General features: G+C 47.6%; 34 protein-coding genes and 1 pseudogene. 20 read left to right on the forward strand and 15 right to left on the reverse strand.

The annotated features are described in order from the left end of the window. Positions 1–203 precede the first annotated feature (203 nt). Positions 204–800 carry a cadmium resistance transporter gene (locus NZD89_RS12020; protein WP_268007935.1) on the reverse strand — a complete coding sequence of 199 codons (597 nt, stop codon included), beginning with the start codon at positions 798–800 and terminating at the stop codon, positions 204–206. A gap of 231 nt (positions 801–1,031) precedes the next feature. On the opposite strand from NZD89_RS12020, the pseudogene ytxJ reads away from it, so the two are divergent. Next, positions 1,032–1,373, forward strand: a pseudogene (gene ytxJ / locus NZD89_RS12025) (bacillithiol system redox-active protein YtxJ). Between the two features lie 346 nt (positions 1,374–1,719). Here ytxJ and NZD89_RS12030 read toward each other — a convergent pair. Continuing rightward, positions 1,720–2,100 (reverse strand): hypothetical protein, encoded by a 381-nt coding sequence (locus NZD89_RS12030; RefSeq protein WP_268007936.1) that lies wholly within the window; start codon positions 2,098–2,100, stop codon positions 1,720–1,722. A gap of 106 nt (positions 2,101–2,206) precedes the next feature. Further along, positions 2,207–2,608 carry a hypothetical protein gene (locus NZD89_RS12035; protein WP_268007937.1) on the reverse strand — a complete coding sequence of 134 codons (402 nt, stop codon included), beginning with the start codon at positions 2,606–2,608 and terminating at the stop codon, positions 2,207–2,209. Between the two features lie 74 nt (positions 2,609–2,682). Here NZD89_RS12035 and NZD89_RS12040 point away from each other — a divergent pair, with 74 nt between their 5' ends. Then, positions 2,683–3,363 (forward strand): MATE family efflux transporter, encoded by a 681-nt coding sequence (locus NZD89_RS12040; RefSeq protein ID WP_268007938.1) that lies wholly within the window; start codon positions 2,683–2,685, stop codon positions 3,361–3,363. Between the two features lie 26 nt (positions 3,364–3,389). Beyond that, complete coding sequence (locus tag NZD89_RS12045; RefSeq protein WP_268007939.1) at positions 3,390–3,713, forward strand: YnfA family protein; 324 nt, start codon at positions 3,390–3,392, stop codon at positions 3,711–3,713. Between the two features lie 61 nt (positions 3,714–3,774). Here NZD89_RS12045 and NZD89_RS12050 read toward each other — a convergent pair whose 3' ends face one another. Then, complete coding sequence (locus tag NZD89_RS12050) at positions 3,775–4,428, reverse strand: cation diffusion facilitator family transporter (protein ID WP_268007940.1); 654 nt, start codon at positions 4,426–4,428, stop codon at positions 3,775–3,777. A 1-nt stretch (position 4,429) separates the two neighbouring features. Then, on the reverse strand, positions 4,430–4,789 hold the full coding sequence (locus NZD89_RS12055; protein WP_268007941.1) for an ArsR/SmtB family transcription factor: 360 nt from the start codon (positions 4,787–4,789) through the stop codon (positions 4,430–4,432). 189 nt (positions 4,790–4,978) lie between these two features. Here NZD89_RS12055 and NZD89_RS12060 point away from each other — a divergent pair, with 189 nt between their 5' ends. Further along, the gene (locus tag NZD89_RS12060) at positions 4,979–5,785 is read left to right on the forward strand and encodes a helix-turn-helix domain-containing protein (protein ID WP_268007942.1); all 807 of its coding nucleotides are present in this window, start codon (positions 4,979–4,981) and stop codon (positions 5,783–5,785) included. A 67-nt stretch (positions 5,786–5,852) separates the two neighbouring features. Here the strand turns inward: NZD89_RS12060 and NZD89_RS12065 are convergent, their stop codons facing one another. Together NZD89_RS12065 and NZD89_RS12070 are read right to left on the reverse strand one after the other, a co-directional pair. Further along, positions 5,853–6,131 carry a hypothetical protein gene (locus NZD89_RS12065; protein WP_268007943.1) on the reverse strand — a complete coding sequence of 93 codons (279 nt, stop codon included), beginning with the start codon at positions 6,129–6,131 and terminating at the stop codon, positions 5,853–5,855. A gap of 247 nt (positions 6,132–6,378) precedes the next feature. Further along, positions 6,379–7,026, reverse strand: a complete 648-nt coding sequence (locus NZD89_RS12070) for a helix-turn-helix domain-containing protein (protein ID WP_268007944.1) — start codon at positions 7,024–7,026, stop codon at positions 6,379–6,381. A 195-nt stretch (positions 7,027–7,221) separates the two neighbouring features. Between NZD89_RS12070 and NZD89_RS12075 the strand changes: the two genes are divergently transcribed. The 3 genes from NZD89_RS12075 to NZD89_RS12085 all read left to right on the forward strand — a co-directional run bounded on the left by NZD89_RS12075 (position 7,222) and on the right by NZD89_RS12085 (position 9,385). Further along, on the forward strand, positions 7,222–7,419 hold the full coding sequence (locus NZD89_RS12075) for a hypothetical protein (protein ID WP_268007945.1): 198 nt from the start codon (positions 7,222–7,224) through the stop codon (positions 7,417–7,419). Next, on the forward strand, positions 7,368–8,555 hold the full coding sequence (locus tag NZD89_RS12080) for an NRAMP family divalent metal transporter (RefSeq protein WP_268007946.1): 1,188 nt from the start codon (positions 7,368–7,370) through the stop codon (positions 8,553–8,555). The genes NZD89_RS12075 and NZD89_RS12080 overlap by 52 nt, the downstream gene beginning before the upstream one ends. A 260-nt stretch (positions 8,556–8,815) precedes the next feature. After that, positions 8,816–9,385, forward strand: a complete 570-nt coding sequence (locus tag NZD89_RS12085) for a manganese efflux pump MntP (RefSeq protein ID WP_268007947.1) — start codon at positions 8,816–8,818, stop codon at positions 9,383–9,385. Here the strand turns inward: NZD89_RS12085 and NZD89_RS12090 are convergent. Further along, on the reverse strand, positions 9,342–9,794 hold the full coding sequence (locus tag NZD89_RS12090) for a DUF2243 domain-containing protein (protein WP_268007948.1): 453 nt from the start codon (positions 9,792–9,794) through the stop codon (positions 9,342–9,344). The genes NZD89_RS12085 and NZD89_RS12090 overlap by 44 nt on opposite strands. A 200-nt stretch (positions 9,795–9,994) precedes the next feature. Between NZD89_RS12090 and NZD89_RS12095 the strand changes: the two genes are divergently transcribed. The 13 genes from NZD89_RS12095 to NZD89_RS12155 all read left to right on the forward strand — a co-directional run bounded on the left by NZD89_RS12095 (position 9,995) and on the right by NZD89_RS12155 (position 21,045). Continuing rightward, positions 9,995–10,303 carry a rhodanese-like domain-containing protein gene (locus NZD89_RS12095; RefSeq protein ID WP_268007949.1) on the forward strand — a complete coding sequence of 103 codons (309 nt, stop codon included), beginning with the start codon at positions 9,995–9,997 and terminating at the stop codon, positions 10,301–10,303. Between the two features lie 43 nt (positions 10,304–10,346). Beyond that, positions 10,347–10,751: a DsrE/DsrF/DrsH-like family protein gene (locus NZD89_RS12100; protein ID WP_268007950.1), complete on the forward strand. Its 405-nt coding sequence runs from the start codon at positions 10,347–10,349 to the stop codon at positions 10,749–10,751. Between the two features lie 22 nt (positions 10,752–10,773). Continuing rightward, complete coding sequence (locus NZD89_RS12105) at positions 10,774–11,349, forward strand: sulfurtransferase TusA family protein (RefSeq protein ID WP_268007951.1); 576 nt, start codon at positions 10,774–10,776, stop codon at positions 11,347–11,349. 23 nt (positions 11,350–11,372) lie between these two features. After that, positions 11,373–12,506 carry an MBL fold metallo-hydrolase gene (locus NZD89_RS12110; protein WP_268008476.1) on the forward strand — a complete coding sequence of 378 codons (1,134 nt, stop codon included), beginning with the start codon at positions 11,373–11,375 and terminating at the stop codon, positions 12,504–12,506. A gap of 182 nt (positions 12,507–12,688) precedes the next feature. After that, positions 12,689–13,489, forward strand: coding sequence for a sulfite exporter TauE/SafE family protein (locus NZD89_RS12115; protein WP_268007952.1), 801 nt, complete (start codon positions 12,689–12,691; stop codon positions 13,487–13,489). Positions 13,490–13,499: 10 nt separating this feature from the next. Next, entirely contained in the window at positions 13,500–13,889 is a 390-nt protein-coding gene (locus NZD89_RS12120; protein ID WP_268007953.1) for a rhodanese-like domain-containing protein, read from the forward strand. A 64-nt stretch (positions 13,890–13,953) separates the two neighbouring features. Beyond that, entirely contained in the window at positions 13,954–14,214 is a 261-nt protein-coding gene (locus NZD89_RS12125; protein WP_268007954.1) for a metal-sensitive transcriptional regulator, read from the forward strand. A gap of 11 nt (positions 14,215–14,225) precedes the next feature. Continuing rightward, positions 14,226–14,543, forward strand: coding sequence for a thioredoxin (gene trxA / locus NZD89_RS12130; protein WP_268007955.1), 318 nt, complete (start codon positions 14,226–14,228; stop codon positions 14,541–14,543). A 19-nt stretch (positions 14,544–14,562) separates the two neighbouring features. After that, the gene (locus NZD89_RS12135) at positions 14,563–14,949 is read left to right on the forward strand and encodes a DUF302 domain-containing protein (RefSeq protein ID WP_268007956.1); all 387 of its coding nucleotides are present in this window, start codon (positions 14,563–14,565) and stop codon (positions 14,947–14,949) included. A gap of 17 nt (positions 14,950–14,966) precedes the next feature. Next, a complete protein-coding gene (locus NZD89_RS12140) occupies positions 14,967–15,524 on the forward strand; it encodes a class I SAM-dependent methyltransferase (protein ID WP_268007957.1) in 558 nt (185 codons plus the stop codon). A gap of 22 nt (positions 15,525–15,546) precedes the next feature. Then, a complete protein-coding gene (locus tag NZD89_RS12145) occupies positions 15,547–15,984 on the forward strand; it encodes a DinB family protein (RefSeq protein WP_268007958.1) in 438 nt (145 codons plus the stop codon). A 985-nt stretch (positions 15,985–16,969) separates the two neighbouring features. After that, a complete protein-coding gene (locus NZD89_RS12150; protein WP_268007959.1) occupies positions 16,970–19,159 on the forward strand; it encodes an ATP-dependent endonuclease in 2,190 nt (729 codons plus the stop codon). A 26-nt stretch (positions 19,160–19,185) separates the two neighbouring features. Next, positions 19,186–21,045 carry a UvrD-helicase domain-containing protein gene (locus NZD89_RS12155; protein WP_268007960.1) on the forward strand — a complete coding sequence of 620 codons (1,860 nt, stop codon included), beginning with the start codon at positions 19,186–19,188 and terminating at the stop codon, positions 21,043–21,045. Between the two features lie 438 nt (positions 21,046–21,483). On the opposite strand, the gene NZD89_RS12160 is transcribed toward NZD89_RS12155, so the two are convergent. The 7 genes from NZD89_RS12160 to NZD89_RS29590 form a co-directional block, all read right to left on the reverse strand. Beyond that, the gene (locus NZD89_RS12160) at positions 21,484–22,629 is read right to left on the reverse strand and encodes a tyrosine-type recombinase/integrase (protein ID WP_268007961.1); all 1,146 of its coding nucleotides are present in this window, start codon (positions 22,627–22,629) and stop codon (positions 21,484–21,486) included. Between the two features lie 328 nt (positions 22,630–22,957). Further along, complete coding sequence (locus tag NZD89_RS12165; protein ID WP_268007962.1) at positions 22,958–23,542, reverse strand: HGGxSTG domain-containing protein; 585 nt, start codon at positions 23,540–23,542, stop codon at positions 22,958–22,960. 108 nt (positions 23,543–23,650) lie between these two features. Beyond that, positions 23,651–24,001, reverse strand: a complete 351-nt coding sequence (locus tag NZD89_RS12170; RefSeq protein WP_268007963.1) for a hypothetical protein — start codon at positions 23,999–24,001, stop codon at positions 23,651–23,653. After that, positions 24,001–25,791: an AICE element replication initiation protein gene (locus NZD89_RS12175; RefSeq protein ID WP_268007964.1), complete on the reverse strand. Its 1,791-nt coding sequence runs from the start codon at positions 25,789–25,791 to the stop codon at positions 24,001–24,003. The genes NZD89_RS12170 and NZD89_RS12175 overlap by 1 nt, the downstream gene beginning before the upstream one ends. Beyond that, a complete protein-coding gene (locus NZD89_RS12180) occupies positions 25,791–26,594 on the reverse strand; it encodes a bifunctional DNA primase/polymerase (RefSeq protein ID WP_268007965.1) in 804 nt (267 codons plus the stop codon). Before NZD89_RS12180 ends, NZD89_RS12175 begins: the two co-directional genes overlap by 1 nt. Then, positions 26,591–26,791 carry a helix-turn-helix domain-containing protein gene (locus NZD89_RS12185; protein ID WP_268007966.1) on the reverse strand — a complete coding sequence of 67 codons (201 nt, stop codon included), beginning with the start codon at positions 26,789–26,791 and terminating at the stop codon, positions 26,591–26,593. Before NZD89_RS12185 ends, NZD89_RS12180 begins: the two co-directional genes overlap by 4 nt. Then, the gene (locus NZD89_RS29590; RefSeq protein WP_369125245.1) at positions 26,784–26,990 is read right to left on the reverse strand and encodes a helix-turn-helix domain-containing protein; all 207 of its coding nucleotides are present in this window, start codon (positions 26,988–26,990) and stop codon (positions 26,784–26,786) included. Before NZD89_RS29590 ends, NZD89_RS12185 begins: the two co-directional genes overlap by 8 nt. Positions 26,991–26,999: the final 9 nt, after the last annotated feature.

Consider the following 26,999-nt stretch of genomic DNA (forward strand, 5'->3'; position numbering starts at 1 on the left):
GATACCAACACTACAGTTGTCTAAGTTAGAACCGATGCCAAGTCCTCACGCCTCTGCTTTCTGATATCTGTAAGTATATGGGGTGAAGGTGTGTGATGAATGGACAAAGGAACCAAGGCAACAGCCTGTTAAAAAGTTCTTTGAACTGTAAAATGCTGAAGGTAAAAGTCCTTAAATTTATGGTTGTAATGCTGACGAAGAAATCATTTAACCAACATGTAGAATGAACCCGCCTCTAGCATGATATATCCGCCGATACCAATCAGAGTAATGGGAACTGTTAGATGTCCGTATTTCTTTATGAAACTACCCAACCATGGGTTGTGTATGGCTTTATAGGCGATCCAACACCACACGCCAGTAAGAATGAGGAACATTGTAACTATAATTGTCTTGTAAATCCATTGTCCTTGCGCGAACAAAGGGATGTACACACTAAGGTTATCGACGCCATTACCAATTACAATGAGCATTACTTTATAGGTGCTTAGATCAGTTAATACGTTCCTGGAATTGGGTTTCTCTTCGTCTTTTGTATAGAACATTTTTACTCCCATATAGATGGGGATGATGCCGAGGAATCCCAACCATGTCCTTGGGATAATCAGTGCTCCAAATGTCCCTATGGAACTCAGTATAATGAGTAAACACATGCCAAAATACTGACCGACAACAATATATGCTTTTCGCTTCGATGAATTAGATTGTAAAAAGAGAGCAGTGAGAACGAAGATATCGTCTATATTTGTAGCAGCAAATGATATACACCCTGTCAACAAAGCTGAATAGACGGTATTCATGCGTTGTCCTCGTCATAAAATTTTCTTACTACAGCCTGTCTAAGAAGCTTATGATAACAACAGGTTAATCAGAACTTCTTTGTCTTGTCGGACAGCTTGATGTCCCTAACCACATGAGGGAATTAGATACATAAAGACGAAATCATGTTGCACTATTGACTCGGATTCTTATTGCGCATTGATGTACCTTTTGAACAGATTTGCCTGACCCGGAGAGGAGTTTCTTTCACAATGGCAGAATTGCATGAAATTACGAGTCTGGATGAGTGGGAGCAAGTACTGAGCAAGTCCGATGAGAAGCCCATTTTGGTGTTAAAACACAGCACAAGGTGCCCAATTAGTACGAACGCCTGAAGAGAATTTGAGTCCTTTGTTACCTCAGCACCGCGAGGCGAAACCGAGTATGTGCTCGTAAAGGTCATTGAGTCCCGAGATGTCTCCAACCAAATTGCAAATGATTTGAATGTGACCCATCAGTCGCCACAGTTGATTATGGTCCAAAACAAACAAGCTGTTTGGGATACCTCCCATTGGGACATTACTCAAGACAATATCCGAAGTCGGTCAAAATGAAGAAGCCTTACCCGACGTGTTCGCGATTCGGAGATGCAGGGCTGGTATGTGATACCGTGATGCTAATGAGTCTCCTCTCGCAAAGGTCGGAGGCTCATTAGTTTTTTATAATTAAGTTCTCTACATGGTCTATGTAAAATAAAGGAAATATGCTTATTGGAATAGCCTCTCAGCATTGGGGTCTTGAAAAGTGAGATAAAACAGGTGGAATTCCAGAAATGCACTGGAAATCGACGGTTTCATGGTTGTTGGGACGATGTTCCATAAAAAAAGGGTATAGCAAACAGAGCGATGACGATCCGATTTTCAAAAAGTCATCGCTGGAGATGGTATGATTGGGGTATTCTCAGGCTGACAAGAGCATCGATCTCAGGTCTAGATTGCTCTCTTGGTACCAAGCGTCCATGTGTTGACACATGGCGATACCGTAGATGCGGACTGTCCACATCATGGTACTGCGATGCTTGGCAGCTTCGAGGCGGTAATCCTCTTTTACTCGCTTGTTGCTACGCTCGCAGGTGGTTCTGCGTTTGTAGACATTGACCCACTCGTTGATGTTGCGGGCAACGGGTGGGAACAAGCGAGGATTGTGTTTGGTGTATGTGTGAACGCATCTTCCGTAAGGTGAATCGGAACAAGGCGTATCACAAGTCACCACGCCTTTTACGACGAGCGGACAATAGTATTTGCGTCGACCCCGTGTACTGTCATATCCACGGTCTTTCATCTCCAATCCCTTCTTACAGAAGGGGATCCCAGTCGGGGAAAATGTGATGTCATCCTTCTGAACTCCTTTACTTCCTGTACTGCGCAAGTTCAAATCAATGAACGGCTTAATACTTCGCGAATGAAGGTACTCGTAAATTGGCCAGCGCGTCGTGTGCAGCGTCTAAAATTGCCTTGTCCCAGGTGTAATCACGGAAGCGTTCAACAAACTCGCGGGCACTAACCACCCACGATGTCGCATCATGGCGGGAAGCTCGCTGCAACCTGGGATAGAGCGGTAGGTCGTAGGGGCTATCGGCAGCAACAAATGTATAAAGGTGATAACCGAAGAAGTATTTGTTTCGATAACTGTCCCACCCCATGTCACAGTCGGGTTGGGAGTAGATACGATAGCACCTGCATGGTACAACGCCGAGTTCGCGACAGTTGCAAAGTCGCCGACTGCGAACTTGGGTAGCTGGGTTCTGGTGCAGAAATATTTTAATACACCATATGTAGTGTGTATGCAACGAAGCTTCACCACTGTATATTGTGGTTTCGTGAATTTTTGCACCAGAGCCCAAAATCCCGCCAGGTTGAAGTATTGGCTCTCACTGTGAAGGATATCGTGTTCCGTAAGGCCTTAGTTTTCAGCATGATTAAATTTGCGATTCCCGCCGCCATCGAGCGACTGTCTATGCGGCTTGGTCAAGTCATCTACTTTGGGCTGATCGTACGGATGGGTGTCGACGTCTATGCCACACACAACATTGCGGGGACCGTCACGACCTTTGCATATACCGTTGGAGGCGGGTTTGCCACCGCCGCCACGACGACGATTGGACAGGCAATAGGTAGTGGGAATGAGTCAGATGCACTGGCGTACCGCAGAGCCAGCTACATTCAGTCGGCAGTGTTCATGACGGCAGTGACAGCCATTCTGTGTGCAACCAGCCCTTGGTTTGGCTTGCTTTTCACGCACAACCAACGAGTGATCCATCTGCTGACCATTATCTTGGGAATTGACATTGTGTCCCAACCTTTTTTGGCAGCCGTCTTGGTTGATACGTCAGCCATACAGGCAGGTGGGAACAGCAAATATCCAATGATCGTCACGACGATTGGGATATGGGTTGTGCGGACGCTTGGGGTTTACATTTTTGCATGGAAGCTAGGGCTGGGACTCCCTGCTGTATGGGCATGTATCGCCGGAGATAGTGCGCTGCGGGCACTGTTGTTTGCCTGGTATAGGTGCAAGAAGGACTGGATACGTGCGCTGGCATAAGGACCACGTGGACAGGTGATGATGAAGTGTTCAGAGCGTATGTTTTGTTTTTCTTCGCCGGTTTGGCTGAGATCGGCGGAGGCTATCTCGTTTGGTTGTGGTTACGAAACGGAAAGCCACTCTGGGTTGGGATTGCTGGCGGGGTCATCCTGTTTCTGTATGGAGTGATAGCCACTCGTCAGGAGTTCTCGTCGTTCGGTAAGGTTTATGCGGCATATGGTGGTGTGTTCATCGTAATGTCCCTGCTTTGGGGCTGGGCGTTGGCGAAGGACGTACCTAGTTTATCCGAGTGGGTCGGAGCGGGAATATGCCTCCTTGGAGTCACGGTTATGTTATTTGGTCCGAAATAGGTCAGTCTTGCATCATGACAAGGGAGCCTATGGTCGCCCCTGTCATGAGTAATCCGTGCGATTAGCAGCAATCATCATCATGACAGCAGCCGCACGCATCTTCCTTACCACGTGCCTCCTGAATCGCTTCCCATCCCTCTTTGACCACGAAGTATACCAGTGCCAGCGCCGCAATGGAGTCAATCCACCACCAGCCTAGTAATGCAGTTAGGACCACACCGGCCAGAACCGTCCAAGCCATATAGGCACAGACAATACTGCACGATCCATCGGCTCGAAGTACCTTGCTGCCGATTTCAGAACCGATCCGTTTCTTTGCTCGTGACAAATATGGCATGATGACGCCTGAAGCGATAGACAAGCCAATCCCCAAATATGAGGACTCTGCACCCTGATGAGTCCATAGTTTATCTACGGATGCGATAACGATGTAAAGAGCCAATAGGAGCAAAGCGATTCCGACAACCCAGGATGAGGTCCTTTCAGCTCGTTTGACTCGTTCTAGGCTTGCACCGTTTGCTTCAATCGTTAAATGCCACAACAAGACCGCCCCAGATATCAACTCGATAATGCTGTCAACACCGAAGGCCACCAGAGCCAAGGAGTGAGCCATAAGTCCAGCTCCAATGGCCATACCTGCTTCGACGATCATCCAAAGAATCGATATTAACTCAATGGAAACACCCTTTTTAACAGATACAATGTGGGTGAACACGTTATCGACATTCTTTCACCGAATCTTTCACATCGTCAGCGGAGTAGTTCACACATCTCGACACACGTTCTGCCGTAATTGCCAATATCTCATCTGCCGCCCGCAAAAGGCCTTCGACCCGTTCGTCCGCCAAACGATAGTACACATTCCGCCACTCCTGACGGCTCTCGACCAGGCCGCAGTCTTTAAGGCACGCCAGGTGTCCGGAAACATTGCTTTGCGTCAGTCCTGTTTCTTCGATCAGTGTAGTCACATTTTTTTCGCCTTCTCGTAGAGCAAGCAACAATGCCAGTCGAGAAGCATCGGCCAAACCACGAAAGAACTTGGCTCTCAAAGTCAACGCATCGTTCGCCATCAGCATTGGGTCATCACCTCATATTGTTATACCATAATATGACAATATGATACTTCTTGCCACGAAATTTGTGAAGGTAGGCACGGGGAAGGGTCTCATGGGTGTGTTTGCGAACAAATGGGACCTGTGGTCATTGTGGTAGAACAAAGCTTGGCGATTCCGTGATGGTCAGAGATTCTGCGTGTGGCATAAAATATGGATGCTGTTGATATCTTGTCATTAAGACTGTCAACGAAACGCCGCTTTGGTGAGTGCGCTTCACGTGTTACCCACGGTATCTGCTGCATTTGGTCAGCGGTTCCTTCGTGGATAAATGTCAGTTCTGCTGGAGGTATTCAGATGGCAGGTGACGGACACTTTGGGACATTTCTTCGACAAGAATTGGACAAAGCGAATCTGAGTATGCGTAAGCTGGCCAAACTATGCGGGTTGGATCCCTCCATCATTTCAAGATTGGTCTCTGGTAAACAGCAACCCCGCCCCGAACACTTGAGTAAGATTGCGGAAGCTCTTCAAATTCCGTCTATCGACCTCTGGAGAGCGGCTGGTTATGAGATTTCAGATGACCTCCCCAGCAATGGGGTGGGGGCTTTTTACGAAGATAAAGCGCCAAGCCCAATAGCGGACCAACTCAGAAATCTCCCGTTTCCTGAGATTGAGAACCTTGATGTGAACCACATAATGGCCGAACTTCAGAAATACAGAACGTACGCAAGTACAGCCGAAGGCAAAACGGTAATCGAAAACAGTTTTCAGTCAAAGGTCGAGCAGGTCAGCGGGGTAGGGCCGTTACTTGAAAAACTCAACGTCATGTACCGGCTGTACGTTGACGAAGAGACAGAACCACAGAATAAGCAGTTGATCGGCAGTGCGTTGCTATATTTCATTCTCGCCACCGACATCATCCCTGATTATATGTTTCCGCTTGGGTATCTCGATGATGCCATTGCAATTGACATTGTGTGGAAAGAACTTCAAGCTTCAACAAAATTGGTTCAATAGAAAACCCGAAACGAGGAGAGAGACCGTTCCATACAAGGCCGGTCTCAATCCGAACGTATCGGGCCCATTACGCAGAAATTTGAATGTACCACCGCTGGTTTTCACCTCTGTAGACTACAACCTTGTGTCCCAATTCTGTTGCTACTGACAATACGGAGATCAGTTTGTCAATCTCGGCTGCATCAATGCTTTCTGATCGTTTAGGGTTCTTCAAAAGTTCATTGATGACTGTCATTGACATTGCTCTTCTTAGCTTTTCAAACTTCCCCCTTTGGTCGGACATCATTTCCCGTAGTTGAGACCTTGAGGTCGGAAAAGGAGTTCTTGTTAGCCAGATTTCCTCCATGGAATCTCCTCCTTGATCCAGGGGCTTTCTCCTCACATTCGATTGTGGACATTTCCGTATACCCGGAGTCAGGCTGAAGTGTTGACCAGTTTGCCGGTTTCATGGTCGGCGGTAAAACACCAATAACAAACTGTATGGCTCCAAATTTCCCCCTCCTCACTTTTACACGTCGGCATTAAGGTATTGTGATACATCAACACGATATGTGTCCGTGTTGCAAAACGTGCAACGTGATGATGAGAAAACGTCAACTATGCGATGCGAAATGCGCAAGACGGTCACGTATCAACTGTAGAGCCACAGCGTCATCCAAATAACCGATTGGAAAAACGAAATCCGGGATCACGTCAGTTGCCAAAATGAAGTACAGTAGGCCACTGCCTATCACGGCTTGTTCTTCATTAGTTATGTCTGGTTGAGTAAAACGGTGGAATAACGTATCCATTTCATTTACGAACGTTCCTGTTGCGCTGATTTGTTCCCGTTTAACTGGGAATTGGGCAATAATCACTTTCCGGCCCTCACTTGTCTTTGCGTAAAGTTCGTACCTGCGGACGTTCCTGTTCAATCGTCCTTTTATTGAGTTGCTCAATCTTAAGACCTGTTTGCAGTACAATGTCTCTAGGGTTTCGACCGATGGATCTTCAGACGGCAACGTTGATGATGATCCAACATCAAACCCTGCCGCTGCGAACAATGTATCAACCGGCACGAAGAGATGATGTGTGATCCGCTGCAAATAGTCTGGATTTATCCGCTGTTTACCCGAAATCATCTTTGAAATTGTAGAAACATTGATTCCTGTAGACTTGGCAAGCTGTCGCATCGACAGGGAACGCTCCACCAATAGCGTTTTAACGGTACTCTCGAGTTTTGACGCAGATTTGAATTCCACGTTCCAAACGCCTCCTTGGATTGGGGTCATTATTGGGTCAACACGTACGTTGAATTTTTTTCGGCATCTTTTGACACGCTTTGTGTCCTCGCTGTGTATGTTATGTCAACGGCTGTTGAGATCGTGACACGGGTGTTGGTAGTCCCTCATAAAGGCCGGGTACAGCCGTCGAACAGCACATGAGGAGGAGAATGCATGGAAAACCGCCAAGTTCCACTGGTTTCCGATAATACGGGGCATCTCACAAAGAAGCGTCAAAGTTTGAACAAACCGTCGGCGGGCGGAAGCGTGGCCGGCGACGACACCTGTGGGTATTTTGGGCGCTTCTGGGGCCGGGGTTGTTGGCTGCGTTTGGTGATAATGACGCAGGGGGAGTCATTTCCTATGCCGTAACTGGGGTTCAGTTCGGAATTGGATTATTTGTTCCGTTGGTGTTGTGTCTGTTCCCACTGACCTACACGGTCCAAGAGATGAGCATGCGTCTTGGCGCTGTCACGCACGAGGGATTTTCAAGGCTTGCCCGGCGACGCTACGGTAAGTTTTGGGGCTACTATCACATCTCAACACTTGCTTTCGAAAACCTTTTGACGCTTATTACGGAATTCATCGGCATGACGGCTGGCCTGGTTCTACTCGGCATTCCGATGTGGCTCAGCGATTTGCTTTGTTTAGCCTTTGTCGCTTCGTTCGTTGTCTTCACCGGATACTTTACGAAAGAGAGAATCGCACTGTTTATCGCCTTACTCGACGTCGTATACCTTGTGATTGCGGGAATGACGCACCCGAGTATGTCAGCGATTGGGCATGCTTTCATTGCATGGAACGTTCCGCATGCGTTGCGAGCTGGGGTGTTGTGGTTCGTGATTGCGACGATTGGGAATGCCATCGCACCATGGATGATCTTCTTCCAGGGAAGCGGCACGATTGACAAGGGAGTTGGTTCAAAAGAGCTGCGCTTAGGCCGCATTGATACTGCCGTAGGGCTTATCCTTCAGGTGGTCATTGCAGCCGCAATCATTGTGATTGGTGCATCGCTTTTTGGCCACATGCAAAATGCCAGCAGTGCGGGCCCTTCTGACATCATAAATGGACTCCATCATACGGTCGGGCGATGGGGCGCCACTCTATTCGGAATTGGCTTGTTTGACGCAGGATTCCTGGCGTCGATAACCGTATCTTTGTCTTCTTCCTGGAGCATTGCAGAATTATTTGGTTGGTCCAAAAGCTTGAATGACAAGATCAAAGAGGCACCAAAATTCTACGCAGTCTACATTGGCAGTCTGGTCTTAGCAGCACTCGCCATATTGATCCCAAATTTGCCACTGAACTTCATCTCCATCGTCACGCAAGTCGTAGGCGGGATTCTGATGGCGCCTCTTCTCATCTTCCTCGTGTTGATGACAAGTGATAAGAAGTTAATGGGCGCATATAAAACCAAACTGTTTGGCCGCATTTGGGGATGGAGCATGGTTGCCCTTCTGATTGGATTGACAGTTGCGACCTTTTGGCAGACATTCACGAGCCTGTGATGCAGGCAATCGGCATTCGGGTGATCACAGATGCCTTGATACCACTTGGAAGGTGAGCGATGTGGAGGAGCAACAAGATGAAAAGCAGAAGAGCGTTGGGCGTGTAAAAACCGCTTGTTCAATCCTTAAGGTTTAATGTTGATAGGAATCGGGTTGCTTCAAATTTACCACCTTCACAAATGAAGCCCATCGAAGCAGCGGGGCCGGGACTTTCGTTGTTAAGGAAGACCGGCTCCGGCCTATGAAATGGGGAAGTCCCAGTGGTCGCTTTGAAGATGATTGCTTTGATTTTATCGCTAGGAATGGATACGCTGATGATGTCCATTTCGTTGGGGATGGTAAAAACCAAAGACAAACTCAAAATCGCTCTAACATTTGCCTGCGCAGAAGCGCTGATGCCGCTCATTGGCTTGGTTATTGGCAAAGGCGCTGGACATCTTACCGGGCAGTGGGCCGCTTTAATTGGCGGTGTGGCCCTTCTAGCTGTAGGTGTGTGGCTCATCTTCTTTGAGGACGAAGATGAAGCGGAGGAGAAGCTGGAGCGGAATCTCGTCTGGCCGGGATTCTGGCCTATATTTTATTACCTCGACCGGATGGTCCCATTTCTATTAACTTGCCCACAAAAAGTCGTCAGTGAAAAATGCTTATACGACAAGCAAAACGCCATGACGGCCAATGGCCGTAGATCACAGATGTGGAGTGAACCATCCGTAATTTCACATCCTGTGTGTGGTATTTACGAACCATGTGATGTTGAACTCTCAGAACGGGACACTAATCACCGTTTCAACGGATTTTTTGTGCCATTCTGTATAACACTCCCCCGATGAACAGCAGAAGAATAGCAAACAAATCAAAAGCCAAATCATACTGCGTTTGATACGGATGGCCGTGCCGTACGTGATGAATTTGCAGCAAGTGATGATCTATAACTCCTTCCATGAAGTTGAACGTTCCGGCACCAAAGAATAAACCGCTCAAGAACCTGGGGTTTGACAAGCGTTTGTCGGTCGCAGGATCGGTCCACAATAGAATGGCCCCCGTAACCATCAGTCCCGTAGTAATCAAATGAAGCAGTCCATCACTTACAATTTGATTGAATCGATTGGTAAGCATGTAGGTGCTATGCCACTGAAGGATTTGATGAAACACAATCCCATCTAACATTCCAATCAGGCCCATACCGAAAATGAATGCGCCGATAAAAGTGTAATCTGACCGGGATATGGTACTTGGCAAAGTGAATGCCTCCCTAAGCTGAAAAAATCCGCAATCCTTATCATCTTCCTGCTGGGCCAAATTATGTGAACTGTGGCTGGTTGACAACAATTCTCCTTCGGTTTAATATATACCCCGTGCCGTATATACCCCATACCGTATGTTGAAAAACATAACATTGGTTCACGTAGCGAAAACTTTGAAAATGGAGGTAGATTCAAATGGCACAAGTTGTGAACATTCTCCCGCTTGATGTACAAGAGCGCATCAAACGGGGTGAGGCCTTGCAAGTCATTGATGTTCGTGAAGACAACGAAGTCGCAGCCGGAAAAATTCCTGGAGCAAAGCACATCCCAGTAGGGCAGATACCGGACCGCATGAACGAAATCGACCCAAACCGTGAAACCATCATGGTTTGCCGAAGTGGCGGTCGTAGCGCAAAGGCCTGCCAATACCTAATGGCAAACGGGTACTCCAAAGTGAAAAACATGATGGGCGGTATGAACGGCTGGTCTTGGGACGTTGAGTGATTTCCCAAAAGGACAATTTCAATTAAGAGGGAGAGATTTCAACATGGCTGATAACAAAAAACGCATCGCAATTATTGCTTCAAACGGTGGACTGGACAGTGCGTACAAGGTATTGAATATCGCTACGGCGGGAGCAGCGACTGATGCCGAAGTTGCTATCTTCTTCACCTTCGAAGGACTTTCCATTATTCACAGGCAATCAGAAAAAATGCTCACGATGGGGCCAGGCAAAGAACACTTTGTGGAAGGGTTTAAGCGTGCAAACGTTCCATCCATCGCTGAACTGATGGAGATTGCCAAAGAGAGCGGCGTAAAACTAATTGCGTGCCAGATGACGATGGATGTTATGGGCCTCACGATTGACGATTTCATTGACGGGGTTGAAGTCGGCGGAGCAGTCACATTCCTCGACTTCGCTTACGACGCTGACGTATCGGTCACATTCTAATATTCGCTTGAGGAGGTACATCATGAGTACATTTGCTGTAGATCAATCACTTGACTGTAAAGGTTTGTCCTGCCCGATGCCCATTGTTCGAACCAAAAAAGCAATTGACCAAATGGAACCAGGACAGGTGCTGGAAGTGGTTGCGACGGACCCTGGTTCCGTTGCAGATGTGAAAGGTTGGGCGTCCCGTACAGGTCATCAATTCTTGGGAACCCAGACAGAAGACAAGGTATTTCGTCACTACATTCGAAAGTCAAGACCAGAGGAAACAGAGCCCGAGAAGACGTTTCCTCATGTGATTTCCAATGAAGAACTGGAACAAAAGCTTGCAGAAGGTCCGGTCATCTTGGATGTCCGTGAACCAGCGGAGTATGCATTTTCACACATTCCAGGAGCAATCTTGGTGCCGATGGGACAACTCGAGGAACGCATCGAGGAGTTAACCCAGTATAAGAATCAACCAGTGTTCGTGGTGTGCCGAACCGGAAATAGAAGTGACGTTGCGTGCCAGATTCTTGCGGAACACGGTTTTCAAAACGTGAAAAATGTGGTGCCTGGAATGAGCGACTGGCAGGGCCCGACTAAATCCGACGTATAAGGGAGGGAGTCGTAGTGACGGAAGTGAAAGTTACAACACAATCGTCGGCGGAGGTTTTCGAGCAGATTTTAAGCTCGGCTCCGCTGTACATTTTGGATGTTCGCAATGAGGATGCCTATGCGGACTGGAAAATTGAAGGTCCAACCGTAACGAGTATCAACATCCCATATTTTGACCTTTTGGATGGCGTTGAAGTGGCGCTCGAACGGCTTCCGAAAGACGAACCGATTTTAGTTGTGTGTGCAAAGGAAGGTTCATCGCAGTATGTTGCGGAACAGCTTGCTGAGGCAGGACTGGACAACGTGACGTATCTGGAAGGCGGGATGAAAGCATGGAGTGAATATCTCCGTCCAGTTAAAGTCGGTGATCTGTCATCTGGCGGCGCAATGTATCAGTTTGTCCGTGTCGGGAAGGGTTGCTTGTCGTACATGGTTGTATCTGACGGTGAGGCGGCAATCGTAGACACCGCACGAATGACTGATGCATACGAAGCGTTTGCGAAGGAACATGGACTTACCATCAAGCACACGATGGACACGCATCTTCATGCTGACCACATCTCAGGTGGCCGGAGGTTGGCTGAAAAAGTGGGGGCCACCTACTGGTTGCCACCGAAGGATGCAACAGAAACACAGTTCGGGTATCAGGTACTTGAGGATGGTCAGGAGATTCACGTTGGTTCGGCGAGGGTAAGGATTCTGCCCGTCTATTCACCTGGCCACACCATTGGAAGTACATCGCTCGTCGTGGATGACAAATATCTGTTGTCGGGGGATATTCTCTTCGTTAAGTCCATTGGTCGTCCTGACTTAGCCGGTGTAGCCGGAGACTGGGCCATTGATCTGCGTAAGACCTTATACGGGACGTATCAGGATCTGTCGTCAAAGCTTATATTACTTCCGGCGCACTACGCAGATATCAATGAAATGAACAAGGATGGATCCGTTTCTGCGAACCTTGGTCAACTATATTCGACGAATGCCGGGTTGCTGGTTTCTGACGAAGCCGACTTTCATCAGATGGTAACGAACAATCTTCCACCTCAGCCGAACGCATATCACGAAATTCGTTTAACCAACATGGGTAAAATGACCCCGGATGAAGACGAGCAGCGGGAGATGGAAATCGGTCCGAATCGCTGTGCTGTACACGGCTGATGCTACTGACGGAGGAACATGTGTTGAAGCGATTTTGGAGCTGTCTTTGCCCCCTTCATAAAGTTTTGTACGTCGTGGCGGGGGGATATGTCGTTTTCATTATTGGTAGTTTCGTTGTACACCATATCTAAATTTTTTTGCACCGCAATATACCCATATGGGTATAAGGAGGTGGAAGTTTTATGCCACACCTGTCTGGAATTCAGATGACGCTGGCACTGTTGTCTGGCGGGATTGTGGGGTTTATCTTAGGGCTCATTGGTGGGGGCGGCTCAATCCTTGCTGTCCCCCTAATGCTCTACCTTGTTGGTTTTCATGACCCTCATGTCGTAATCGGCAGCACAGCCTTTGCCGTTGCGGTCAATGCGTTTTTGAATCTGATTCCTCATTGGCGTGCTGGGAACGTAAGGTGGAAGTCGGCGATTGCATTCGCCTTACCAGGTGCTGTTGGAGCGTATGTTGGATCTGTGTTTGGAAAGATGGTGAATGATAAGGTCATTCTCTTCCTGTTTGCCATCTTGATGATTGTGATTGCAATCCTAATGTTACGGCCTAAAAAGCAGAGCACGGCGGCGTCTGAAGAACAAGGGAAATCCAAGCTGACCCGTGTCATCCCAACAGGATTGTCGACGGGGCTCGTTTCCGGATTTTTTGGAATTGGGGGAGGCTTTCTCATCGTCCCTGGACTCGTATTTTCAGCGGGGCTGACGATGGCGGAAGCCATTGGGACATCCCTATTCTCAGTGGGGGCATTTGGTGTAACGACGGCGGTGTCCTATGCTGTGTCGGGTTTGGTGGACTGGTTGGTAGTCGCCTTGTACATCGTTGGCGGCGTGGTTGGAGGCGTCGCAGGTGTACGGGCCTGTACCGCCATTGGTCGGAATGTCCGTCGACTTCAAATCATTTTTTCTTCGATTATCATCCTTGTGGCTTTGTATATGTTGTACATGAATCTGGAGGCCATTAAAGCATTTCATTGGTAGGGGTGTTTCTGTGAACTGGATTGAAGTCGCAATCGTCGTTGTTGTCGTAGGTTACCTTGCGTATCGTATGCTGCCTGTAAAAGGTGTGAAGTCGATATCTCCAGATGAAGTTCAGGCTTTGCTTTCAAAGGACAAAGCAACCGTTCAGTTCGTGGATGTACGTGAACCGGGTGAGTTTAGCACGGGCCATGTACCTGGGTTCAAAAACATTCCACTCAGTCAGCTTAAATCTCGATTGAATGAAATGAACACGGAGCGCCCAGTCGTTTTGATGTGCCGAAGTGGGTCAAGAAGTCAGCAGGCGGCTCGAACACTCGTGAAACAGGGATTCACAGATGTGCGGAATGCATCTGGTGGAATCATGGCATGGAAAGGACGTAAGGAAAAAGTAATGGGGTGAACTTTCGTATGAGCACGTTGATACGGAAGGGGGTATAGTATAAGCGAGACAGGAGGAATGTACGGTGCAATATAACGACAAAATGAAACATAGATTGAATCGTATCGAGGGACAAGTCAGAGGCGTGCTCGGCATGATGGAACAAGAAAAGCCATGCAAGGATGTTGTAACGCAATTGTCTGCCATTCGGACCGCTGTGGACCGAGTGATAATGTACGTCGTGGGTGAGAATATGGAGCAGTGCATTCGGGATGAAATTGCTGGTGGCGGGAGTGCCGATCAAGTAATAAAGGAAGCCATTGATCTCTTGATGAAGAGTCGATAGGAGGATGCGATATGGCTACGGTGAAAGTGACTGATGCCAACTTTGAACAGATGTTACAGGGAGATAAACCTGTTCTTGTGGATTTTTGGGCCACGTGGTGTGGGCCATGTAAGATGATGGCCCCAGTGCTTGAGGAACTGTCAAATGACGTAGCGGGAAAACTCACGGTGGCCAAGCTTGATGTTGACGAAAACCCGACGACTGCATCGAAGTATGGCATCATGAGTATCCCGACCATGATTGTCTTTAAGAATGGACAGCCCGTTAAGCAATTGGTGGGATATATGCCGAAAGGACAGCTTGTGAGTCAACTCGCTGATGTGATGTAACAAAAGGGGGCGAACGAACGTGGACTTCCATTACTCAGTTGTTACGGAAAAAACCGTGGATGAAGCCGTAGAATCTCTTGAGACGGCTTTGAAAGAAAATAAATTTGGAGTCCTCTGGCAATTGGATCTTCCGGCTAAGCTTCATGAAAAAGGCGTGGAATTGGACATGCAATACCGAGTGTTGGAAGTCTGTAATCCCCATGAAGCTAAACGGGTTTTGACTCAAAACCCACTTGTGGGCTATTTCCTACCATGTAAGGTGGTTGTATATCAGTCTGAAGGAAAGACGCATATCGGGTTGCCGAAGCCCACTGCACTGATGAACGTTCTAGGAGATCCAGCGTTACTCGATATAGCGCAAGGTGTAGAGCTGACGCTCAAGAAAGCGGTAGACGAGGCTAAATAACGATTTGGAGGAGCCAGATGGGACACAGGTTCGATCCGAAGCACGTGGAGAAGTTAGATAACCTCGAACGTCGCAAGATGTTACCGCCCAATGACATTGTGAAGATGTTAGATGTTCAGCAGGGACACACCGTCGCCGATATTGGGTGTGGTCCGGGTTACTTTACGATCCCGTTAGCCAGGTTGCCGAGGACCGTTTACGCAGTGGATGTTTCGCCTGAGATGCTACATTTGCTCAAAGAAAGGGCGGCGTATGAAGAACTAGAAAATATAACGCTAGTGGAAAGCCCTGCTGAACATACCACCCTACCCGATCACAGTGTCGACCGTGTAATTTGTTCGCTGGTTCTTCATGAAGTGGACGACTTGAAACAAACACTTTCGGAGTTCAAACGGATTCTTCGTCCGGGCGGGCGGGTACTTCTGATCGAGTGGGAAAAGAAGCCGATGGAAATGGGACCACCCTTGGAAGAGCGTCTCTCTGCTGAATCCTTGTTGCGTGAAGCCGAAGCACTGGGGCTCCACGGTGAAATCTCATATCCCAATCCAAACCAATACATCATAGTGGCTCAATAAGTCCAGAAGGAGTGACCGACATATGCTGAAGGAAGTTTCTGACCACTTCGAAGTGCTGTCTATGATTCACGGCAGCATTGACAAGATGCTAGACGGTTTAACCGAACAACAATGGTTGCAGCGCCCCAATGATGGGTTTAACAACATCGCCTCGATTATCGATCATATCACACGGGTGGAGAAGAAGTTTTTTTCGGCGGTCGCAGGGCAATCACTGGAACTCGACACTCAAGCACCATTCAAGGCAGGTCAATGGGATGTGTCGGCGATTCAACAGGAGTGGGCTGCAATTTTGCGATTCAGCCGTGATGTGCTAGAGGGCCTGTCCCAGGAAGACCTCGACTCGCCCGGCTTATCACTGCGAGTGGGTGATCTGAATAAGCGACAACTCATTGTATACGCTATTGGTCACACAACGCACCACCGAGGACAAATTCCTCTTGTTTTGAAAATGATATAGTTTATCCGACCTAGCATCAGATAGTCAACCAACGATTGACCTCGGACGGGTGGCAATGAATTTTTTCAGAGCCCTTGTTGACTCGCCGACCTTGTAATCCAGCTACGTTTCTTGCCACTTGATGCGCACTTTTATAGTACAGGTTTCTTTCATTGGGTTTGCCGACATAACATACTCCCAACGTAGGGTTGGTAGATTGCTTGTTGAAACGTTTTATCGAACGCCTAAGTCGGCGAACTGACTTGCGAATTGATTCGTGCGCCGTTCTTGAATTTACACTGAGGAGTTGCTCAATATGGTCCACGTCGGTGAACATGTGTATTGAATGCAACTCCTTATCAACACCATTCGAATCGAGAAAATCTCTAACGCAGCCGATGGCGAACCGCAGGGCCTGGAGTTCACCGAGAACGGTGTACTGTGGGAACTGCGTAACCACGGATGAGCCATACAATCGGCATGTGCCTAGCCCCACAATACAAATCCCCAGATGAAAGCAACCTTGGAAAACACTAAAGTCGCAGTACACGGATATTGTCGCACGGTTTTGTAGAAGGCGATTCATCTCTATCCATGCGTCTGCGTGATGGTTTCGATGCCTTAAAACTTGGTGCTTGATTGAGCGCTCAAGGTCTGAAGTACTGCGTTGGGAATGGGATTTCACGGTCATCAATCCTCCATCACACATAAAGCGTGTATTTGAGGATTTTGGGTTGTGGAGCCTCGCCTCCACCAATCAAAAACCACGAACCGACTTACGGGTTCGTGGTTTTTGCTTTTAATACAAGAGTAGACCCCAATGGTCATTATTTGTTTGGTTTTCGTTATGCTCAAACTCTTGCTTAAAATTCTGGATAAGCACTGAGCTCAGCTAGGAACGAAAAGAGGGTGTTCCATGACTAGGATCTTGTTCCTCAACTAACCAAAATTTATAATGACTTTAAAGTGGGCAATACTTTCTAGCCCCTACGAAAGGGGAATTATCATGAAGATTTCATTTGTTGAAATACAGAATTTTAGAAGACTTAAACAATGTCGAATAGAATTTAGTGATGAAACCACCTTATTTGTGGGTGCAAACAATAGTGGAAAAACATCTGCAATGGATGCTTTAGGAAAATTCTTAGCAAATCGACATTTCTTATTTAACGATATCACGCTGGCTAATCACGCTGTAATAAAATCTATTGGAGATGAATGGGGAAGTTCTGACTGCCAAATGCCGGAGAGTATCGACAGATGGGAAGGGATTTTGCCGACTTTGGATGTTTGGCTTGAGGTTGAAGATAGAGAAATTCAATACATATCCCACATCATACCTACCCTAAAGTGGAGGACTGGATTATTAGGCACACGTTTCCTGTTACAGCCCAAAGACATCTCGAAGTTGTTTTTAGAGTATCGCGAAGCTTATAACGCAGCGAGAGAAACGGAATCTATCGGTGAAAATTCTGAAATGACGCTATGGCCCAAAGACTTGTGCGAGTTCATAGAAAAGAAGCTCTCAACGTCATTTGTCCTAAAGGCGTATATTCTTGACCCGGATAAAGCTCACCAAGATGTGCCACAAAAGACTATCTTCGAAATGGAATGTTTCAGTCAAAATCCTCTGGACGGGCTGATCCAAGTTGACATGATCGAAGCTCAACGTGGTCTTTCCGACCCTGAATTCTCCAGAACAGAGGAAAGGATTGGTGGGAGCCTGTCAACGCAGCTTCGAAGCTATTATGACAAGCATCTTGACCCTGAAAAAACACCAACACCAGAAGATTTAGATATTTTACATGCTATGGAACGAGCTACATCCGCCTTCAATAAAAACCTGTCTGATAAATTTTCCTCGGCCATAGCGGAGCTGGAAGGCCTCGGATATCCAGGCGTAAGTAACCCCAAAATTACAATCACGACCAAAGTAAGTGCTACCGAAGCGTTAAAGCACGATTCCGCCGTTCAGTATACTTTGAATACAAAAGACGCCAACGAGATGAAATTGCCAGAAAAATACAACGGTTTGGGCTATCAGAATCTGATTTCTATTGTCTTTCAACTAATGCGGTTCAGGGATGATTGGATGCAAGAAGGGAAAGCACAGCGTGAAGAAACAGATGGTGGTCAACGTAGAGCCCCATTACACCTTGTATTGCTTGAGGAGCCAGAAGCCCATCTACATATGCAGGTCCAGCAGGTGTTTATCAGAAAAGCATATGACGTGTTAAGAAATCATGCTTTCCTTAGGAGCCATCCCAATTTCGCGACTCAACTTATCGTTAGTACACACTCCAGTCACATAGCGCGGGAAGTGAAGTTTGCAAATTTGCGTTATTTCAAACGGCTTCCCGAATCTGAGCAATGCAAAGTTGGAACCTCAAAGATTGTCAATCTATCTGAGGTGTTCGGTAAAGACGATGATACTGAAAGATTCGTGACCCGTTACCTACAAACGACGCATTGCGATTTGTTTTTCGCGGACGCGGCGATCCTAGTGGAAGGGGCGGCGGAGAGTATGCTAGTTCCCCATTTTATTAGAAATGGATACCCGCAGCTTAATGAGCGGTATATCACCATTCTAAGCATTAGTGGCAAGCATTCACACAGACTAAAAACGCTAATCGAAAAACTGTGTCTGACGACTCTTGTAATCACAGATCTCGATTCGGTCGAACCTTATGGCCACCACAGGGCTGCCCGTCCAGAGCGGAGTAAAAATCTGATAAGCAGCAACTTTGCGATCACCGATTGGTTGATGAACGAAAAATCCTTGGATAAGCTGTTGGATATCCCTTTTAAAGACAAAGCATTTGAGTTCGATACGCCTTATCGCTACTCTGTTCGAATCGCATATCAGACTCCTGTATCCGTGACTTTTAATGGTCAACAAGATATCGAGGCCCTCTCAAGTACCTTTGAAGATTGCTTGATATATACTAACCTACCCGTGTTTTACAAAGATGAAACTGGTCATGGGATTATTAAAAAAGCACACGATGTTATGGTTAGTTCGAAGACTTTTGCGGAGCTGCATGAGACCTTATACGATACACTCCGAAATAGCCAGTCTGATAAAAAGGCAGAGTTTGCACTTGACCTAATCTATTCATTTGATCCCAATGAGATTACTATTCCGCCGTATATCGGAGAAGGCCTAGATTGGCTACAGGAGCAGATAATTCTGTAAGAATAATATAGTATAGGATGATTATCGTGGAAAATCAGCGTTTTGAGATAGACAATCATATGGATGATCATGTCGACGAGCAGATTCAAAAATGCTTTGATAATCAAATGCCGAAAAGCTTCTTCACTTTCGCGGGGGCAGGCTCAGGAAAGACCACAAGCTTGATTAAGGCACTAACTTTTCTAGAACGTCAATTTGGGTCTGACTTATCGGCGAATTCAAAGCAAATAGCCGTGATCACTTATACGAATGCTGCTTGTAATGAAATATTGAGGAGGATGCAGCATACTTCCATATTTACCGTGTCAACAATCCACAGTTTCCTTTGGGAACTTATTAGGAATTATCAAAGTGATATTAAAGAATGGGTCAGAGCTAATATTGCATCAGAAATCGCTGAATTAGATAGTAAGCAATCAAAGGGACGTATCGGGACTGATGCCTACAGAGCACGTGCAACGAAAATTCTTAAAAACAAGGAGCGTCTCGCCAACTTAGAACGAATTAAAAGGCTTTCATATAATCCCAACGGTGAGAATTTGGGCTCTGATTCTCTTAATCATAATGAAGTTGTGAAGATGGGGGCGGAATTTATAACGTTTAAGGATACCATGCAGAAAATACTGGTCAGTAAATACCCTATTCTTTTAATTGATGAAAGCCAAGATACAAAGAAAGAACTAATCGATGCCATGCTCACATTGTACAAAAACCACAAGGAAGATTTTGTTATCGGCATGTTTGGAGATGCCATGCAAAAAATATACATGGACGGTAAGGATAACTTAGCTGCCTGCATACCTGCGGATTGGGAGAAACCTACTAAAGTAATGAACCACAGGAGCGCCACTCGTATTGTCTCTTTAGCAAATGCCATCCGCAAGGAGGTTGATGGTCAGAGACAAAAGGCCCGTTCTGACGCAGAGGTTGGGACAGTTCGCCTGTTCATCGTGAGTTCACCTGCGGTTAAGGCAACTGTTGAGAAAAAGGTCGCTGAGATCATGGCAAGAGAGGCTAGTGATGATCAATGGTTGATACCTGAAGAGTGCAAAAGCCTTATACTGGAACACCATATGGCAGCGAGTCGATTGGGATTCGAAGAGTTATATGCGCCTCTTAATAAAGTAAGAATGTTTGACACTTCCCTGCGCGACGGCACTTTGCCGGAGTTATCATTTCTATCGAATATCGTTTTGCCACTAGTAAATGCACATTTCAACAAGCGTGATTTTGAAGTTTCTAGAATTTTGAGGCGATTTTCTCCAATACTAGACCGAAAGTCTTTCACGAGTAAAAAGGAAAATCAATCAGAGCTCATTCAAATCGCTGCGAATGCCGTTGATGATTTGCTTTCTCTCTGGAACGAGAATAGGGTTCCTTCTTGTCTAGACGTTTTAGACTCAATAAAAACAAGTGGGCTCTTCCAACTCCCGAAGCGAACAGATGACATATTAGCTAATCCCGATCCGGGTACGCTGGACGAAAAGGTTTGTGCATTGAGAGCAGCGTTAGCCGCTCCTTTTACACAATTAGAATGCTACGCTTCCTATGTAAGCGGTAATACGCAGTATGCGACTCATCAAGGCGTTAAAGGATTGGAGTTTCCACGAGTGGTTGTAATAATGGACGATGAAGCCTCAAGAGGGACCTGGTTCAGTTACGAAAAATTGTTCGGATCAAGAAACAAGACGGAAACTGACCTTGAAAATGAACGCACTGGTAAAGATTCTAGCATGGCACGTACCACCAGGTTATTCTATGTCGCTTGCACGAGGGCACAAAAAAGCCTAGGGGTAATCGCCTACACGAACAATAAAGACGCAGTGAAGAGTACAGCCTTAGCAAATGGATGGTTCCAAGATGATGAAATTATAATGGTTGATTAATCTGGGACGTCTACTAGGGCAAGCGGGGTTGGTAATGCATCGGCAGGGGAAGACGATGTTCTTAACAAATCCGTAGTCAGAATTTAACGCTGGCATTTGTGGTTGTAAAAAGTAACGGTTCAAATGGGACAGGATTTCCTGATACAACTGGGATTAGCCTACACCAAACCAGATCCAAACCGCGTCCGAGACATGAGGTGGATATGGTGGAGGTCGTGGTTTTGGACTGATACGATTCCTCGAATCGAACCCGCGTCCCTGTTTTACGGCATAGCTGAGTACCAAACGAGTTAGGGAAGACCATAGGGAACCTGAAATCCGCCGGTCCATAAGCTCGTGACCGGTTCGAGTATGTCCTCGGCTCCAAATAAAAGGTCTTATGTAGCGCGGAAATTCCGAGTTCTAAATGAACTCGGAACCCCGTGTTTCTTTGCGTTCTTAATTGTTTTCATGTGCCTTTTGTGATCCAAGCAGCGTCCCCATGACTTGCAGTACTTGTTCCTGCATACCGGGAACGACGTGGCTATACGTGTCCAGAGTAAGGTTTGTAGTGGAGTGGCCTAACCGTTCTGCAACGATTTTAGGATGGACATTACCAGCCATAAGTAGCGTGGCGCTTGTATGGCGAAGGTCGTAGACTCGAATTGTTTCGGGCAATCCTGCTTTACGTAAGATTGGTTTGAAGTGACGTTTTGATATTTTAGTCCCATCGGAGTAGTCGCCTAGTTCATTAGGGAAAACTAAGTTTTTGTCGTCCCAATACTCGGCCACTTTTATTCTCTCTTCGGCTTGGCGTGCCTTGTGTGCCCTTAAGGTGGCTACAGTTCCATCCGTGATATGAACACTACGTCGAGACTTCCGGGTCTTAGGTTCACCAAAGTAGCGTTTCGATTTTCCTGTTGATATAGCTTTAGTAACGTGTACGACACCGCTCTTCAGGTCAATGTCATCCCACGTTAGAGCTAGTGCCTCACCTGGACGGAGACCAGCGTCTACCAAAAGAACAAAGTAAGCATAATAACGATCATCGCGTGCTGCTTCAAAGAAACGTTGAACCTCATTAGGGTTAAGTGGACGCATTTCACGTCGTGGGGCGCGGGGGACATCTACAAGGTCAGAAACATTGCGGCTAACAAGTCCCCATTTTACGGCCTGATTTAATGCGGAATGCAGTACGCAGTGAACATGGCGGGGAGTGTCAACGCCATTATTGGCAAACAGGGTATTGTAGAATTTTTGAACATGGTCTGCTCGCAGTTCAGATGTCTTAATGTGCCCCAAGTGAGGAATGATGTATTTCTCGGCCAGTCGTGTGTAGTCGTCCAGTGTTCGTTCACGAACCCGGAATGCCACTGTTTCTGTCAGCCATCGGCGCAGATAAACAGCTAATGTCTCTTTTGATGGTGCTTGGAATGTACCAGCGGCTTTCGCTGCCAACTGTTCAGCCAGCCATGCTTCAGCGTCCTTCTTCTTGTCGAAAGTTCTGGACACCAAATGACGCTTGCCATTTACATCCTTACCTACATACACGCGCGCCAAGTATTTACCATTTTCGCGCTTAACGATTTGCCCACTTCTCGGCATGTGCACCTCATCTCCTGTTTGATGGTCTTTCAAAACTGATAATATCTCAATCAAACAGGGCACACAATAGGCACACTAGACTGAATTTATCGTTGAGAATACTGCATTTATAAGGTGGTAGGTGGTTATAGAAACCACCGCCAGATGCTAGTGCTATGTGAGATGAATGTCAAAATCCCCACCACGAGACGTAGAGGTGACGAGCATTCGTTGTTCAGGCATATGTATTCCGGCTTCACCTCAAAATGATGCGGCATCGAATCTTCAGGACCCGATGCCGTATTGTTGTCTATGATAGTTGGGGGTTAGAGTTTTTTCTTCATCACTCTCAACTTGATTTCTGTAGCATCCGCCGACTATTTTCAATTACCCTAGCCAATTCGCGGAGTGCACCCTTGGACTCCTCGTCGTCGTTATCCTGTTTTTCCAAAATGGCATATTTCTGTTGAAGTAACCGTACATGCACCGTTTGTATCCGTGTCAGTGCCTCCTCAATGCGTAGGATACGTTCATCAGCAACTTCCTTTGTAAGACTCCGGGACGTGCCTTTACCACTCTGTTCGTTTTCTGATTCTCCCTCTGTCATTTCACGGTCGACCATTTCCGGGCCTTCCATGAGTTGATATATCCGTTGCATCATACGGCGCTGGCGAATCAAACTGAGCCGGATCTGCTCATCTAGCTGCGCCAGGACATCCACATCTATCTCGTGCCATAGACGTTGCTCGACTTCATCAAGCGTGTCATAGGAGATTGATTCCCTTGCACCTGTTACCAACCCGTTTTTGTTACCACGCATTTTCTCGGGTGGTGCACCAGTAGACGCGCCGCCATGCAGGTAACACCGCCCATTTGGCATTGCGTCTCGTTGACATGGTGCTCCAGACCTCGTTTTAGCACTGCACTTCGCCAAGTTTACCATCTCCATTCAACATGGGGTTTGTGTGGTCAAATAGCTTATGGTAACACTTCAGAGACTTCGTCTACGCTCACTGACCTCCATCTTTACGGTTCGCCCACGCTAAGGTGGGAAAAAGGCTGATCGAATGGTTGCGCCTGTGGTGTCAACTAAATAAATACTGATCGTATGCTTCCCTTGTGTTCGGTTCGCAGCCGCCTGTCGAATGACACGTTCAAACGCATGGTAGGCATCCGTTTTGGATGGCTGTGATGCCACACTTTGTCCATCCACAATAATGTGGTAGGCGGGAGAAGCAAGCACAGACACTAACTCCCGCTTGTGTGACCGAATCAACTCCCGGTGGCGATCCGTAAGTCTGTTGGATGGACGGGCCGCTAGCTTGCCTTCGGGCAACAGATATAGGGTGATGCCATCGAGCTTTAATTTTCGGATGATAGAAGGTGCGTCCATTAGTCGAACACCTCAACGTCAGGCCCAATAGATAGAGTAGGAAAATGCTTGTCCGCATTGCCCGCGTTGTCCGCAACAACCGACAAATCCGCGCCACTACTGGATTTTTCTGCGGACATCGTTGCGGACAAGAATCGGGATTTTGCGGACAAGGATAGATCATTGTCCGCATGCTTGTCTGCCCAACTTTCCGCGCCACCATTGGTTTTTTCGCCCCATGCGGGCGTTGCGGACGTTGCGGACAAGGAATTGCCCTTATCTTCTAACGTGATGATCCTTGTCTTCTCATGCCCAACGGTTCCGAAACGGATATCTAGCCCCTGCACTCTCAAGTCTGGTGCAATTCGGCGCAATCTGTTTCCCATCACCCTTGGGTTGTAAAGCCATGTGTCGCGCTTGAAGTCTGGGTTTTCGACGTATGGTGTTAGTGTGTGGGCTAGTTGGGTAGCCGTTCCTGTCCATTCTCCACCTTCATGTTCACGTCGCATCATATCGATGATGGCCTGTGCCAGTTTGTCAGATTCTATCGCCTGCGCGGTCATCTGCGTTTGAGCACTTAAATATACCTCAAGGAATTCTCCTGGGTCCCAAGGCAATGATCCCCCTTGTTCTGCGGCAATAATCCAACGCGCAAAGTCCGCCATGCGAGGGGCCTTTTCCAGTTTTGTCGAGTCCCAGTAGCGTAGAGCGGCACTTACGGCGTCCAACAGAAGACCGAATATTTGTGACTTTACACGTTCGTACTCATGCCATATTTCGGCTTCGGATTGTCGTTCGTCGTCAGGGATGCGGTTTAAAGTAAGTAGGAGCGTCCGATCCCGAAGGTCTCCGCGCGTTGCGATAGCATCAATGCCATTCAGCAGTATCGGTCGCATCGCATTGATGATGGTCTCCTCCGAATTCTCGTAAAGAGCCCGTGTCGCGAAGCCCCCGCCCGTAGACAACACGCACAATGCGTCTGATAGCCACTGGGGTAATCCACTCAAGTTCTCAAAAGCAACTACGTGGTTATTCCCGGCTGCGATAAACAAATCACGCTCATCACGCGGTGGTCTTCTGCTAGTGGCTTCGTTTGGGTCGATTAACCCGCGCAACAAACGGGATAGGAGAGATTTGCCCGAACCCTGCTCGCCTTCGACTACCAGAATGGGATATGGTCCAGCGGGGCGCAGTGCTCCCAACAACCACGCAATAGCCATAATGCGTTGTTCCTTTGTTTTAAGATTGGCTATGGACCAAAGAGATGACCAATCCCCATCAGACACCGGTTGTGGAAGAGCGAGCATACCTCGCTTACGGGTAAAATACACATCGGGTTTATCGACGACTTCCCATCCATTGGCAGAGACCTTGACCGCTTGCCATTTTTCATCACATAGGTCAATCCATATTCCATCGTTCTCATCCCATGCTACACGCTGGTGTACTTTGTGGGCCGAACTGGCTTCCGACCAACACGCGATGGCATCAAGCGTGTCGATGGTTTCTTGAACGGCTTGGGACGATACGCCTTTACCATCTTGTGAGTTTACATATTGTGCGCGAAGCCAGTCTTTGAATCGTTTGGAGCGGATAGGCCACACCTCGCGGTGTTCCTTGCGCTTGATGGTGGCATACCCAACACGGTCGCCGCTTATATCGTCATGGAACAGCGTGGCGGTCATACCAATCTTGATGAGCTTGTCCCGTTGACTTTCAGACTCTTCTTGAGTAGCGGCCAATTCGTCTGCCAAGGTGCGCTTGGATTCGCGTTTGACCTTCAGATCCTGAATGTCGGTCACGTCACCCATCAACGAAGCCTCCTTTGTCGGCGGAGCAATTCTCGTCCTGCGATAGAATTCCACACTTTAGCGATCTGGGCATCCTCCAATGCTGGGTCGCACAGGTATCGACCATAGGCGTACACCAGACTTTCGGCCAAGTGTGGCTCAACGCGTCTGCGTAACAGGTGCCCGGCCACACTCGCAAGACTCACATCTCGTCTTCCTTCCGGTACTCCCGCTGCCAATGCGGCGATATCTGTCCTGCTCTTTACCCCCGGAAGCTCGTATATCCATTCCGGCACATCCGGCAATGGCCATGCCCACAACCCGCGTCCGCGAATCCACTTGTACCTTCCTCCCGATGGATGGACAGATGGCGGTGCAATCACGTATCCACCAAGAGCCCGAATATCGACGCCAGGCAATATGCCCACGCGAGATGGCATCGGCTTGGCTGTTTTGCACCAGACGTGCCAACCTTTTGCGGTTTTGACTGTTGGACTTGTTGGCAGTCCTTGTTCAGAGGCGGATTTGGCCGCCGCCGGACTGTCTATGTCGATAACGACAATATTAGAAAGTTCACAAGCAATACCAATGTTTGCATTCGGCCATTTACGCCACCATGCACGGATGACGTTAGGATTTTTTGTCGCGTCCTTCCATCCGTGCTCAGTGAGAGGGGTCTTATCCCGTGCTTTGCAAGGGAATACCGCCAAACCATTTATTGCGTACCACAACGCCCACTCCAAAAGACAATGGGATTGTGGTACACTTGATATAGTGAAATTCGGATTGGCCGCGTTGATGGACGCGGCTTTTTGTTCAATCATGCTTCTCGCCTCCAGCCTCCCGGTAGCGGTGTCCCACCAGCGTCAATCCATTGCTGTACCCGTTCCAGGTCGAACTTCACAACGCGGCCTAGGCGAACGTGGGGAATAATATTCTGCCTCGCCAAGTCGTACACCCTCTGCGTCGTTACGTCCAACAATTCCGCGATCTCATGTGCGCCAACTAGTTTTTTAGTCATTTTTGACGGGCTCCTTTCCCTCAAGCGTTTCGAAAACTGATTGTGGATTGAATAAGACTTTGCGCCCGAGGCGAATGCACGGTAAAGAACCGTTTCTTGCGTATCGCCATATGGCATCCTCTGAAAGTCCAGTCAACTTGCTTAACTCACAAGCTGAGATGTATCGACGATGGCGCGTGTCTAGATCCGACGGACTCATCTTCAATCA

It is taken from the genome of Alicyclobacillus fastidiosus (assembly GCF_026651875.1).
GTDB lineage: Bacteria > Bacillota > Bacilli > Alicyclobacillales > Alicyclobacillaceae > Alicyclobacillus > Alicyclobacillus fastidiosus.